Source organism: Denitromonas ohlonensis (assembly GCF_007625205.1).
GTDB lineage: Bacteria > Pseudomonadota > Gammaproteobacteria > Burkholderiales > Rhodocyclaceae > Nitrogeniibacter > Nitrogeniibacter ohlonensis.
In genome coordinates, this window is sequence record NZ_VMNI01000017.1 from 51,047 (window position 1) to 63,819 (window position 12,773).

14 protein-coding genes are annotated in these 12,773 nt (G+C 64.4%); 6 read left to right on the top strand and 8 right to left on the bottom strand.

Annotated features, from left to right (window positions below; translation table 11 throughout):
- Positions 1 to 20 precede the first annotated feature (20 nt).
- Positions 21 to 872 (top strand): LysR family transcriptional regulator, encoded by an 852-nt coding sequence (locus tag FHP89_RS16700; protein WP_144178925.1) that lies wholly within the window; start codon positions 21 to 23, stop codon positions 870 to 872.
- Between the two features lie 6 nt (positions 873 to 878).
- Here FHP89_RS16700 and fliR read toward each other — a convergent pair whose 3' ends face one another.
- The 5 genes from fliR to FHP89_RS16725 all read right to left on the bottom strand — a co-directional run bounded on the left by fliR (position 879) and on the right by FHP89_RS16725 (position 3,845).
- Positions 879 to 1,670 (bottom strand): flagellar biosynthetic protein FliR, encoded by a 792-nt coding sequence (fliR, locus tag FHP89_RS16705; protein WP_144178924.1) that lies wholly within the window; start codon positions 1,668 to 1,670, stop codon positions 879 to 881.
- Positions 1,671 to 1,684: 14 nt separating this feature from the next.
- On the bottom strand, positions 1,685 to 1,954 hold the full coding sequence (gene fliQ, locus FHP89_RS16710; protein ID WP_144178923.1) for a flagellar biosynthesis protein FliQ: 270 nt from the start codon (positions 1,952 to 1,954) through the stop codon (positions 1,685 to 1,687).
- 34 nt (positions 1,955 to 1,988) lie between these two features.
- Entirely contained in the window at positions 1,989 to 2,744 is a 756-nt protein-coding gene (fliP, locus tag FHP89_RS16715) for a flagellar type III secretion system pore protein FliP (protein WP_391525816.1), read from the bottom strand.
- Positions 2,741 to 3,175 carry a flagellar biosynthetic protein FliO gene (gene fliO, locus FHP89_RS16720; RefSeq protein ID WP_260851651.1) on the bottom strand — a complete coding sequence of 145 codons (435 nt, stop codon included), beginning with the start codon at positions 3,173 to 3,175 and terminating at the stop codon, positions 2,741 to 2,743. The genes fliP and fliO overlap by 4 nt, the downstream gene beginning before the upstream one ends.
- A 115-nt stretch (positions 3,176 to 3,290) precedes the next feature.
- Positions 3,291 to 3,845 carry a DUF1415 domain-containing protein gene (locus FHP89_RS16725; protein ID WP_260851652.1) on the bottom strand — a complete coding sequence of 185 codons (555 nt, stop codon included), beginning with the start codon at positions 3,843 to 3,845 and terminating at the stop codon, positions 3,291 to 3,293.
- Positions 3,846 to 4,159: 314 nt separating this feature from the next.
- On the opposite strand from FHP89_RS16725, the gene FHP89_RS16730 reads away from it, so the two are divergent.
- Positions 4,160 to 4,699 (top strand): phasin family protein, encoded by a 540-nt coding sequence (locus tag FHP89_RS16730; protein ID WP_144178921.1) that lies wholly within the window; start codon positions 4,160 to 4,162, stop codon positions 4,697 to 4,699.
- 169 nt (positions 4,700 to 4,868) lie between these two features.
- Entirely contained in the window at positions 4,869 to 5,375 is a 507-nt protein-coding gene (locus FHP89_RS16735; protein ID WP_144178920.1) for a hypothetical protein, read from the top strand.
- A gap of 62 nt (positions 5,376 to 5,437) precedes the next feature.
- Here the strand turns inward: FHP89_RS16735 and FHP89_RS16740 are convergent, their stop codons facing one another.
- Complete coding sequence (locus FHP89_RS16740; protein ID WP_222105428.1) at positions 5,438 to 6,775, bottom strand: mechanosensitive ion channel family protein; 1,338 nt, start codon at positions 6,773 to 6,775, stop codon at positions 5,438 to 5,440.
- Between the two features lie 193 nt (positions 6,776 to 6,968).
- Here FHP89_RS16740 and FHP89_RS16745 point away from each other — a divergent pair, with 193 nt between their 5' ends.
- The 3 genes from FHP89_RS16745 to FHP89_RS16755 all read left to right on the top strand — a co-directional run bounded on the left by FHP89_RS16745 (position 6,969) and on the right by FHP89_RS16755 (position 9,215).
- Positions 6,969 to 7,664, top strand: a complete 696-nt coding sequence (locus tag FHP89_RS16745; RefSeq protein WP_144178919.1) for a hypothetical protein — start codon at positions 6,969 to 6,971, stop codon at positions 7,662 to 7,664.
- 19 nt (positions 7,665 to 7,683) lie between these two features.
- A complete protein-coding gene (locus FHP89_RS16750) occupies positions 7,684 to 8,670 on the top strand; it encodes a DUF6976 family protein (RefSeq protein ID WP_144178918.1) in 987 nt (328 codons plus the stop codon).
- 116 nt (positions 8,671 to 8,786) lie between these two features.
- Positions 8,787 to 9,215, top strand: a complete 429-nt coding sequence (locus tag FHP89_RS16755) for a GFA family protein (RefSeq protein WP_144178917.1) — start codon at positions 8,787 to 8,789, stop codon at positions 9,213 to 9,215.
- Positions 9,216 to 9,266: 51 nt separating this feature from the next.
- Here FHP89_RS16755 and FHP89_RS16760 read toward each other — a convergent pair whose 3' ends face one another.
- Positions 9,267 to 11,096: a gamma-glutamyltransferase family protein gene (locus tag FHP89_RS16760; protein WP_144178916.1), complete on the bottom strand. Its 1,830-nt coding sequence runs from the start codon at positions 11,094 to 11,096 to the stop codon at positions 9,267 to 9,269.
- Positions 11,097 to 11,163: 67 nt separating this feature from the next.
- Positions 11,164 to 12,705, bottom strand: a complete 1,542-nt coding sequence (gene norR / locus FHP89_RS16765; RefSeq protein ID WP_144178915.1) for a nitric oxide reductase transcriptional regulator NorR — start codon at positions 12,703 to 12,705, stop codon at positions 11,164 to 11,166.
- Positions 12,706 to 12,773 lie beyond the last annotated feature (68 nt).

Below are 12,773 nucleotides of genomic sequence, written 5' to 3' on the forward strand. Positions count from 1 at the left end.
TCTCTATTGGAGGTATCAGGATGGAGCTGGTCGCGTTACGGACCTTTCAGACCGTGGTTGAGGAGGGCGGCGTGCTGGCCGCCTCGCGCAAGCTCAACACGGTGCAATCCAATGTGACAGGCCGAATCCGCCGGCTCGAAGAGGAGCTGGGGGTCGAATTGTTCTTCCGTAAAGGCCGCGGCCTAGAACTGGCGCCCTCGGGCCGCGTGCTGCTGGCCTATGCCCGGCGCCTGCTGCAACTCGAGCGGCAGACGGCGGCGGCCGTCCGCCAGATTGGCGAGAGCAGCGGTGAGCTGCGGGTGGGCACCATGGAGACCTTTGCCGCCCTGCACCTGCCCGGCGCGCTGAAAGCGGTGCGCAGCAAGCATCCCTTGCTGGAGCTTCGGGTCAAGACCAATACCAGCGCGGCATTGGCCGAGGCGGTGCTCGATCACAAGCTGGACTGCGCGTTTGTGGCCGGTCCGGTGACCCACCCGGCGCTGCAGTTTGAGGAACTGGTGGTCGAGGAGTTGGTGCAGGTGTCGGCGCCCGGCATCAGCCCGGTCACGCATCCGCTGATTTTCTTCCGAGAAGGCTGCGCTTACCGCACCCGCGCGCTGACCTGGCAGCGGGCGATGGGTCATGCGGTGTCCGACGCGATGGAGTTCGGCACGCTGGAGGGCATTCTCGGTTGTGTGTCGGTCGGCCTGGGCTGGACGCTGATGCCGCGCGCGGTAGTCGAGCAATCTGGCCATGCCGATGCGCTGGTGCTCGAAGCCTTGCCCGACGAGGTGGGGCAGGTGCCCACCGGCATGATCTACCTGCGCGATGCGCCGCCGATGGCGGCCTTGAAGACGCTCGCCGAGGCGGTCATGGCCGGCGCGGCGCGTTGATTGGCCCTAGGGCGTGCCGCTCAGGGTTTGCACCACCACGGCGATGGCCTCAAAACCTTGCTCGTAGAAGTGCGTCATCACCGGGGCGAAGGCGTCCAGCGACAGCATCAGCACCACGAAGCCGGCCGACATGGTGATGGGGAAGCCGACCGCGAAGAGGTTGATTTGCGGTGCGGCGCGTGTCAGCACGCCCATGGCGATGTTGGTGATCAGCAAGGCGGCCACCAGTGGCAGCGCCAGCAACAGGCCGGAGGCAAACAGCATGGCGCCGGTGCTAGCGGCTTCGCGCCAGCCGATGGCGGCGAAGGGCTCGGGACGGATCGGCAGCCAGTCGAAGCTACGCACCACCACTTCGATCATCAGCAAATGGCCGTTGAGGGCGAGAAACAGCAAGGAGGCGAGCAAGCCCATGAACTCGGCCAGCACGCCGGTCTGGCCGCCCGACTGCGGGTCGAAGAAGGTGGCGAAGGACAGGCCCATCTGCAAGCCGATGAGCTCGCCCGCCACGTCCACCGCGGCAAACACCAGGCGCATCACGAAGCCGATGACCACGCCGATCAGTATCTGCTGCACAAACACGGCCAGCCCCAGCCCGGAACCTGGGTCGAGCGCAGGTAGTGGCGGCAGTGCCGGGAGGATGGCCATTGCCGCGATGACGCCGACCGCCAGGCGGATGCGCACCGGCACCGCGCCGTTGCTGAACAGCGGGGCGGCGGAGATCATGCCGAGCACGCGCGCCAGCGGGAGCATGAGCCCGACGAGCCAGGCGTTGAGTTGGGCGCTGCTGACCTCGATCATTCGTGCGCGCGACCCTAGCCGATGAGGGCGGGGATGGACTCGAACATGCGGGTCATGAAGTCGGTCAGCAGGGTGATCATCCACGGGCCGGCGACAATCAGCGTGACAAAGATGGCGATCACCTTGGGTACAAAGGAGAGCGTCATCTCGTTGATCTGCGTGGCGGCCTGGAAGATGCTGATCAGCAAGCCGGTGACCAGCGCGGCGATGAACAGCGGCGCGGCGACGAGCAGGGTGACTTCGACCGCCTGACGGCCGATGTCGATAACGGTTGCCGGCGTCATGGGCGCGCTCCTGGGAGTTGGGGGGCGGGGGTGTTCACAGCACGAAGCTCTGCACGAGGGAGCCGATCAGCAGCGTCCAGCCGTCGACCAGCACGAACAGCATGATCTTGAACGGCAGCGAGACGATCACCGGCGACATCATCATCATGCCCATCGACATCAGCACCGAGGCGACCACCATGTCGATGATCAGAAAGGGGATGAACACGATGAAGCCGATCTGGAATGCGGTTTTCAGCTCCGAGGTGACAAAGGCGGGCACCAGCACTTTCATTGGCAGGTCAGCCGCCGAATCGACCTTGGGTGTGTCAGCCATCTGCGAAAACAGGTTCAGGTCGGGCTCGCGCACCTGGCGCAGCATGAATTCCTTGACCGGTTCGGCCGCGCGGTTGGCCGCCTCGTCCATTTCGATGGTGCCGGCGGTGAGCGGCAGGTAGGACTCGGTGTACACCTTGTCGATCACCGGCGACATGATGAAAAAGCTGAGGAACAGCGCCAGCCCGACCAGGATCTGGTTGGGCGGCGAGGTCTGCGTGCCCAGCGCGTGACGCAGCAGCGAAAACACGATGATGATCCGGGTGAAGCTGGTCATCATCAGCACCACCGCGGGCAGGAAGGTCAGCGAGGTGAGCAGCACCAGCGTCTGCACGCTGAGGCTGTAGGTGGTGCCACCGTTGGCGGAGGGTACGCCGGTGATCGCGGGCACGGCCTGGGCGAGGGCGAGTTCGGGGAGGGCGGCGAGCGCCAGGGTGAGCAGGGCGAGGCCGGCGCGAGCGAGGTGGCGCATCATTTGCGCGCCTCGATCAGCGACTTGAGACGGGCGGCGAAGCCGTTGGCGTCTTGCAGGTCGTCGGTGGTGGCGGCAGGAATGGCGAGCGCGTCCGGATCGACGGTGTGCAGCATGTTGACCCGGCCGGGGGCGACGCCGAGCACCAGCACGGTGTTGCCGACCTCGACCAGCACCACGCGTTCGCGCGGGCCCACCGGTGCGGCACCGAGCACCTTCAAACCACGGGCGCTGCCGCGCGGCGCGCCCAGGCGCTTGAGCAGCCACAGGCATACCAGCAAGACCGCGACGACCACCACCAGGCCGAAGGCCATCTGACCCAGGCTGCCGGCCAGCGAACCACTGGTGGCGCCGGCGACGCTCGGCGCCGGCGTGTCGGCCGCGTGGGCGACCAGGGGCAAGCACGTCAGGATCCACAGCACACTTCGCAACATCGAGCGCCTCAGGGCGGTTCAAGAACACGCTGGCAGAGTAGCCCGATGCAAGGCAAGGCGAGGGCAGGATAAGGCGGCAAAAATTGCCGCTATTCCGGCCCGAGGCTGCGGCGGCTTACTTTGGCGGTGTGTCGAAGCAGGCCTTCAACAGTGCCTGCATCTTGTCGGCGCCGAGTTCTTCGACCCGCGCGATGTTGCGCTCGGGGATCTGGTCCGGGTCGGGATAGTTCTCGACCGCGCGGGCCAGGCTGTCTTCGCGGATCAGGTGCAGTAGCGGGTAGGGCGAACGGTTGGTGGTGTTCTCGACATCGTCGGGTTCGGTGCCGCCGAACTGATAGTCGGGGTGGAAGCTGGCGATCTGGAAGGTGCCGCGGTAGCCCAGCTGCTTGAGGATGCGGGTGGTGTGGTTGATGAACTGGTTGTACTCAAAAAAGTCTTGCAGCACATGCGGGTGGATCAGCAGCGTGGTTTCGATGGCGTCATTTTCGGCCATCAGAGTCAGCTCGGCTTCCAGGTCCATCTGCAACTGCTCGTCGGTGCTGGCCTCCGACACAAAGAAGCGCACCCGGTTCTTCACCAGCTCGCGCTTGGCAAAGGGGCACAGGTTGAGGCCGATGACGAGGGTTTCGAGCCAGCGCCGCACGGGCGCAATGTAGTGTTCGTGGTCCAAGAGAATGTCCAGTGGTGTTGGTTGCGTCGAGGTGCACAGCATGCCTGAGGCGTGTCTTGCGGGGCCAGGCGTTCGTGCGGTGAAGGGAGCAAAGTGTGTGCCTGACGCCGCAGATTGGCTTGCAGCTTAGCGAAAACCACGGCCGCGCGCAGGGGGCAGGGGGCGGGTGCTTGTTGGTTAATGCTGCAATGCAACAAATGTGTTGACATGTCGTTTAATCAGCTTATACTTCGATCCATGTTGCACCGCAGCACAAGTTTCAAAGCGCTTTTGCGGGCCACCGATTTTTAAACGATCTCACAAGGAAATTCACAATGAACAAGTTCACCACCCCCGAGCAGTTCGCCGACGCTGGTAAGGCCGGTCTGGAAGCCCTGCTGTCGCAAGCCACCACCGCTTTTGCTCGTGCAGAGCGCCTGGCTGCCCTGAACCTGAACACCAGCCGCGCCATGCTCGAAGACGGCGCCCTGAACACCAAGGCCATCATGGCCATCAAGGACCCGCAAGAGCTGGTCAAGCTGCAGACGACCCTGGCCAAGCCGATGGTCGACAAGGCCGTTGCTTACGCTCGTAGCGTGTATGAAATCGCCACCGAAGGCCAGAACGAAATGGCCCAGGCTTTCGAAGCTCAGATCGCTGAAATGAACAAGACCTTCAGCGCCGCGCTGGCTCAAGCCGAGAAGTCCGCCCCGGCCGGTTCCGAGGCTCTGTTTGCTGCTGCCAAGCAGTCGATGGCCGCTGCTTCCAGCGCCTACGATTCGATGAACAAGGCTGCCAAGCAAGCTGCTCAGATGACCGAAGCCAACGTGGCTGCTGCCACCAAGGCCGCGACCAAGGCTGTTAGCGGTAAGTAATGACGGCGCTCGGTTCGGCTTCGGCTGAACCGACCCGGCGCTTCGGCGCAGATGCCGTCCGGCGAAAACCGGGCGGCATTTTTACGTCTACGATCCGGTGTTTTCGTTGGCATGTCTTTGTAATATGTCGGCGCTAGGCTGGCAGCACTATTCAATTTCGGGAGCCGTCATGATTGCCCAACACCTGATCCGCCAGCATCACGTCGAATCGCTTGATCACTTCCATGCCGCCGGCCAGCTTGCGGTCGACACGCTGTCGCGGCTGACCGATGTGTCGCTGCGTCATCTGCGCGGCAGCGTCGGCACCCACGGTCAGCGGGCGCAGGCCCTGAGCGCACGCGAGCAGCCGACGCCGATGGATGTGGAGGCCGCGGTGTCGGTGCTGAGCGAGTCGATGCATGTGCTGACCGAGAGCTACGGTCGCTGGATTGCGCTGGCGGAGGCACAGCGCCAGCTCATGCACCGAACCACCCATGCCACGCTGGAAGACCTGCAGCGCTGGAGCCCGGCCGGCACCGAGTTTGCCGTCGATACCGCTGAAGTACTTACCGATGTGCTGGAGTCGGCTGTCGAGATCGCCGCCGACGCCAGCGTTGCGATGGCCAATGCCGTCGACGCGAAGCCGGCCCCGGCGCCGCGCCGCAGCCGCCGTGCGGCGCCGCCCGACACCGAATGATGGGCCGGGTCTGAGAAAACACGGGGCGCCACGTGGCGCCCCATTTTTTGCTGTGCCGGCTTTCAGTCGGGAGTCGCTGCGTCGCGCAGCGTGCGCACCGGTGGCATCGATTTGAGGTGCAGGTCGCGCTGCGGATACGGAATGGTGATGCCGGCCGCTTTGAACAGCCGCCAGATCGCCAGGTTTACATCGGTGCGTACATTGCCGATGCCGTTCTCCGGGTCGCTGATCCAGATGCGCAGTTCGAGTTGAATGCCGCTGTCGGCAAATTCCAGCATGCGCGCCGTCGGCACCGGCTCGGCGAGGATGCGGGGCGAGGCCTTGGCCGCTTCCATCAGCAAGGCCATGGCCTGCTCGGGGTCGTCGTCATAGCTGATCTGCACCGGAATGCGTACCCGCGTGTTCGGGTCCGAGTAACTCCAGTTCACCACCTCGGAGGTGATCAGGTTTTCGTTCGGGATCAGGCGCTCGACGCCATCGCGATCGCGTACCACCACGTAGCGGGCACGTAGCTCCTGCACCCAGCCGAACTTGGCATCGTTGCCGCCCACCGAGATCACGTCGCCGGGTTTGATGGAGCGGTCGAGCACCAGGATGAAGCCGCTGATGAAGTTGCTGGTGATGCGTTGCAGACCAAAGCCGATGCCGACACCCAGCGCGCCGCCGAAGACCGTGAGCGTGGTCAGGTCGATGCCGACCGCGTCGATGGCCAGAAAAATGGCCAGCGCGATCAGAAAGAATTTGCTGAACTTGCCGAAGGCCACCTGCAGCGACGGGTTCATGTGCGCAGAGGCGCGCATGCGCCGTTCAAGCACGCCCGAGATCCAGAACGCCAGCGTGAGCAGCAGCGCGATCAGCGCCACCAGCTTGATGGTCGACAGTACCGAGACGCGAGAGCTGCCGATGTTGATCGCCAGATCATCCAGCGCCTGCTGCACCGCCGGCAACCAGCCCACCAGGTGCAAGGCGACCATCGTCCAGATGCCGAAGCCGATGATGTTTTCCCAGGCCTTGAGTGCCGGCGTGGCGCGAAAGCCCTTGCGCAAGGCATACACCAGCAGCCGGACGGTGGCCAGCGACAGCAACAAGGGCACGGCGGCATCAAGCAAGCGGGCTGGCGCGTCCAGGGACAGAAACACGCCGCGCCCGATCAGCACCACGACCAGCGTCATCACCGGCCACATCAGACGCTGCACCCCGCGAAGCGCCAGGCGGCGCAGGTCGTCGGGTGGGTAGCGATCGCAGAGCGTGCGCAATGGGCCTTTGAGTATCCGGTGCAGCAGCCATGCGCCGACACCGGCGGCAAGAAGAAAGCCGAGTTCGTACAACATGGCGGGTTGGATCAGCGCGTCGACCCATTCCGGTACACGGGCCCGCAATGCCTGAATGTCTGATTCCATTGCAACTCTCATCACCTCGGAGAACCTCCAGTCTATCGCGGCGGCACGCTGGCTCGGTGTTCCAATTCGAAGCACCTGCATCGTGATGATCCATTGGCGTGGCGCGATTTGCTGTATTTCGGGCGTTTAGGCGGTCGCACGCTAATTGCATTCGTCATGGTTCGGACGGCAGCCGCCGCGATGGAGGCAGGATATGAAATATGAAGATCTGCTATGCCAGGCACTCGAAATCGAGCCCCCCTGGCAGATCGTTCGCATGCGCAACGATCTTGGCCGGCGTCAGCTCGACGTCTGGGTAGCCCGGGAGATGCCGCGTCGGGGGTGGATTTTCGGTCCGCGCCACGCCCTGCCGGAGGTGCCGGAGCGAGTGTGGCGGCACATCAATGTCGGCCAGTCGCGTTGCGTGGTGCACGCAGCTACCACGGACGACATGGCACAGATGGCGCTGCCCTGGATTGGCGCCGACGAGCAGGTGTTTACCCATGCGCTGAGCCGTCAGATCGCGACCTATTTCATGGAAGGGATCAAGTTTCAATCGATCTGCAAACTGCTCGACATCCCGGCAGGCGACCTGTGGAAATTCAAGCACAGTCTCGATAACGGAAAGATCAGTTTGTCCGGCAAGGACACGCTCATGGCGGACAGCGGGCAGGCGAAGTTTGATATTCCCGAGGTCGATCATCCGGTGTGGGGCGCCTTGCTGACGGGCGGGCTGGATATCGAGATCCGTGTGCTCAGTCTCAAGCTGCTGCTGACCAAGCTGCGTGGGCAGATGCAGCTGATCAGCGACCCGGAGGTGCGTCAGATGAAGGCGCATGAGTTGCATCACTACTTTGTCCGCCATGCGATTCAGCTCTCGCATGAGCTGGCACAGATCCGCCAAAACTGACCGCCTCCGGAGAGCGCACATGATGCCAAAAGAAGGATTGATGCCCGTGGCCGCCGTGGCCGAGTTGATTCGAGCGGGTCACTACCTGAGCCTTGCCGGTGACGAAGCCGCACTCAGGCAACTGCCCTTGGGCAACTGGATCGGTGGCACGATCCCCTATTTCATGGCGGCAACCGGCGGCACGGTGAGCCGGGACCAGGTGTTTGTTCAAGCGGTGACCGGGTTCGCGTCACCCCCGCGTTTGCGTCTGTACGACCCGGGCACTTTGCCGCAACTGTGCCGGAATGCGCCCGACCACGGCTTCAGTTTGCTGATCGTGCCAGCCTTCAGCGCATGCCATGGCGACTTTGCGCGCAACGCACCGAACTATGAAGATATGTACCTCAAGCCGCTGGCTGGCTGGGTGGCCGGAACGCATCTGGACGATGCCGGCCACGCGACGCCGCGGGTGGTGCTTGGGCCGAGCGGTGAGTTCTCGGCCGAGCACGCGGTGGTCATGGATGTTGAGTTGCCGCCCGAGCGTTTTGCTCAGATCGACATCATCAACCCGTTCAAACCCGGTGACGGCGATGCCATCAGCTTTGCGGAGACCGGCTTTTCGGTGGATACCTGCTTCGTCAATGGTGAGCCGATGCCTCTGGCCGACTACCTCAGCAATCTGGGGGTCGATACCCGGCTGCCGCTGGTGGCGGATTACTGCGGCGCATCGGTCAACGTCAGCATCAAACAGATCGACATGGGGGCACGACGGGTCGAGCTTTATGCCCCGGTGTTTCCGGGGCTGAACTATCGGCTCGCCACCCCCTCTGGCGAAGTTGCTCCGCCGTCGGTCGGCGGCGATGCGTCTGCCGGAGTTCCGCCCACCTTTGCGTGCAACTGCATTCTCAACTTTCTCTATGAGGGCCTGGAGGGCCAGCGCGCCGGGGCACTGACCGGCCCGGCCACCTTCGGCGAGATTGGCTACCAGTTGCTTAATCAGACGCAGGTGGTGCTCACCGTTCGCTGATCCCGGTTGCCTCCTGTCGTCCAGTGGCGCGATCGGCAAAATGACGTTGTCAATCCGGCACCGGTTTTGTAGGCTGCGTTGGGAGGCATTTTTCAGCGACGACAAAGGAGCGCGTGATGTCAGAACCAAATCCAGCCCAGGGGCGTTGTCTGTGTGGCGCCGTGACGATGCAGGTGGCACGCCCGGCGAATACCGTGGGCGCCTGCCACTGCAGCATGTGTCGCAAGTGGGGCGGCGGGCCCTTGTTGGCGGTGGAGTGCGGCACCGAAGTAAGGATTGCTGGCGAGGAAAACGTGTCGGTGTTCGACTCCTCGCCCTGGGCGCAGCGCGGCTTCTGCAAGCACTGTGGCACGCATCTGTTCTACCGGCTGAAAGAGGCGCAGCAATATCACTTGCCGGTGGGGCTGTTCGATGAGGCGCCCGAGTTCAGCTTCGATCAGCAGATCTTCATCGACGAGAAACCGGCCTATTACCGCTTTGCGAACGACACCAAAAACATGACCGGCGCGGAGGTGTTTGCGCTGTACGCGCCGCCGCCGGGCTGAGCGCCGCTGCCGTGGCGAGTCGTGCTCGCCACGGGCGGTTTGTGCCGTCGCTTATTCGCCCATCACCACGCCTTCGCGTCGCGGGTCGGCGCCGCCGAGCAGGCGTTGCTTGCTGCCGTCGCCTTCCACCCGAATGGCCTGAAGGCCGCTCGTCATGTCCATCTCCTTGATCTGATGACCCCGGGCCTTGAGCCCGTTGATGGTCGTCGCGTCAAAGCGTCCGGCTTCGAGCAGCACCGGCACCTTGCCGCCCACCGAGGCGAAGTTGGGCAGGTCGATGGCCTGCTGCGGGGTGAGTCCGCGGTTGAGCGTGCCGTAGAGGGTTTTGGCGGTGTAGTGGATGATCAGCGCGCCGCCCGGGCTGCCGCCGCTCATCACCAGCTTGCCGGTCGCCTTGTCGAATACCAGCGTCGGCGCCATCGATGAGCGCGGTCGTTTACCAGACTCGACCCGGTTGGCGATCGGCGTGCCGTCGGCAGCCTTGGGGGCGAAACTGAAGTCGGTCAGCTCATTGTTGAGCAGGAAGCCTTTGACCATCTGCCGCGCGCCGAATGCGTCCTCGATGGTGGTGGTCATGGCCACCGCGTGGCCGTTGGCGTCGACGATGCTGATGTGGCTGGTGCCGTATTCAGGTTGCTCCGGCATGGGGGCGTAGCTGGTTTTCATCGCGCCGGGCACACCGGCCGGCGCATCCGCCATCGCCATGTCGCCGATCAAACGGCTGCGTTCCGCGAGGTAGGCCGGGTCGAGCAGCGAGGCCCAACTGCCGCCCGGTGCGGCCACGAAGTCGGGGTCGGCGAGATACTGCGCGCGGTCGGCAAAGGTGAGGCGCGAGGCCTCGACATAGCGATGCAGCCACTCGGCCGACGCCATATCTGCGGGGGGCTCGGTGGCGCCGGCTTCGAGCGAGGTCGTGCGGGTCTCTGCGTGGCCAAGAATGCCCAGAATCTGCCCAACGGCGATGGCGCCCGAACTTGGCGGCGGGAAGCCGCAGATGCGGTAATCGGTGCCGAGACCGCGGTGGTCGTGGCACATCGGGGCGCGGCGTTTGGCCTTGTAGTTGGCCAGGTCGGACAGGGCGAGCACTCCCGGGTTGGTCGGGTGGGAGGTGACCTTGCTGACGATGGCGCGCGCCACTTCGCCTTCGAGCAGACCGGTCGCGCCGCGCTGTGCGATGGTTCGCAGCACGGTGGCGAGCTCGGGGTTTTTCAGCACATGGCCGACGGGCCACGGCCTGCCTTCAGCATCAAAAAAGTAGGCCCGCGCGGCCGGGTCTTTGGCGATGAATTTGTCCTTGCCGAGCATGGTGTTCAAACGCGGACTCACCTTGAAGCCTTGTTCCGCGAGCTGGATGGCCGGCGCGAACAGCGTGGCCCAGGGCAGCGTGCCGTGCCGGGCGTGCGCCATCTCGAGCATGGCGACCGTGCCCGGCGTACCGACTGAACGGCCGCCCACCTTGGCCTCGTCGAAGGCCATCGGCTTGCCGTCCTTGTCCAGAAACAGCGTCTCGGTGGCAGCCGCCGGGGCGGTTTCCCGGCCGTCGTAGGCGGCGATGTCCGTGCCATCGAAGTACATCAGGAAGGCGCCGCCGCCGATGCCGGACGATTGCGGTTCGACCAGCGCCAGTACCATCTGCACGGCGATGGCCGCATCGATGGCCGAGCCGCCGGCCTTGAGAGTCTGGAAGCCGGCGTCGGTCGCCAGCGGGTTGGCGGCGGCGACGGCAAAGTGTTGATGCGTCCAGCCGGGTTTGGCGGTGTAGCCGGAGGCGGCTTCGGGCTGGTCAGGGCGGGTGTAGGTGAAGCTGGGCGCGCTGGCGCAGCCGGCCATCAGGGCGGCGGCGAGCAGGGTGCCGAGCCTGGGGATCAAAGCCGTTTGCATGTCGATCTCTCCGCGGATATGAATGCTCACTATAGATGACAAGCGTCTGGGTGGTGGCGGGCGGCGCTCAGGACAGGTTCAGTTTGCGCAGCAGGCGGTGGAAGTTGCCGCGGTCGATGCCGAGCGAGCGGGCCGCTGCGGCCTTGTTGCCGTCATGGTGCTTGAGGCGGGCCAGGATGATCTTGCGCCGGCAGTGGTCGATGACTTCGTCCAGCGGCCGGGGCGCCTGGTCTGTGGTCTCGGTGGCGGCGACGACTTCTTCGGGTATCGGCAGGACCTCGGTGCCCAGGTGCTGGATGCCCAGTTCGATCACCCGCTCGCGCGATGGTGCGGCGCTGAGCGCTCGAATCATGGCGCGCGACAGGGTGTGTTCAAGCTCACGCACGTTGCCAGGCCAGTCATAGTGGGTCAGCCACTGGCGGGCCCGACGGCTCAGTCGTACGCCGTGCAGACCCAGGCGGCGTTGGTTGCGTTCGATGAAGTAGCCGGCCAGCAGCAACACGTCATCGCCGCGCTCGCGTAGCGGCGGCACCATCAGCGGATAGACGCTGAGGCGATGGTAGAGGTCGGCGCGGAAACGGCCGGCGGCCACCTCGGCTTTCAGGTCGCGGTTGGTGGCGGCGATCACGCGCACGTCGACGCGATGGTGCCGGTCGCTGCCAATGCGCTGGATCTCGCCGTTCTGCAGCGCCCGTAGCAGCTTGGCCTGCACCGTCAGCGGCAACTCGCCGACCTCGTCGAGAAACAGTGTGCCTTCGTGTGCCAGTTCGAACTTGCCGATACGGTCGTCGGTGGCGCCGGAGAAGGCGCCGCGCTGGTGGCCGAAGAGCTCGCTCTCGGCGATTGTTTCTGGCAGCGCGGCACAGTTGAGATAGACCATCGGCTCCTTTCCCCGGGTCGAGTGGCGGTGGATCATTCGTGCCACCAGCTCTTTGCCGACGCCGGTCTCTCCCAGGATCAGGGTTGGCAGATCGGATGGCGCAACGGTCTGCGCTTCGCGCTTGAGCTGGTCGATGATCACGCTCTGGCCGATCAGTTCGTCGGTTGTACCGTCGTGCGGTTCGGCGCGCTGGATGCGGTGATGGCGCTCGAGTTGCTCCTCAAGACGCACGATCCAGTCGGCCGCCCGCACGGTGGCAGCGGCCACGGCCACGAAGGCGCGGAAGACGTCCGGGTCGATGGCATCGAAGCTGCCCGGCGTCATCGCGTCGAGGGTGACGACACCCCAGGGCTGGCCGTCGATATACAGCGAGGCACCCATGCAGTCATGGACGTAGAGGTGCTCGCCCGCCTTGTCGACCAGACCGTCGTAGGGATCAGGCAGCGCGGAGTCGGCCGGAAAGCGCACCGGCTCGGCGCTGTGCACGATTTGCGCTAGTCGTGGCTGGTCGCGAATGACGAAACGCCGGCCCATGGTGTCGGGGCTGAGCCCGTGCACGGCGCGCGGCACCAGCTGATCGCCATCCCGTTCGAGCAGGGCGATGGCATCGCACGGAAAGCTGTTGAAAAAGGCTTCGAGCAGGCGCGCATAACGCTGCTGCCGGGGCATCGCCTTGGACAGGTCGGCCACGGCGCCAGCCAGGTTGAGGAAAGTCGCGTGCGTTGTCATTTGGATGTCAATGTTGTCATTAATACACCATTGTCAGTGCTGTCATTGTGACTGCATTAGAAAATAAC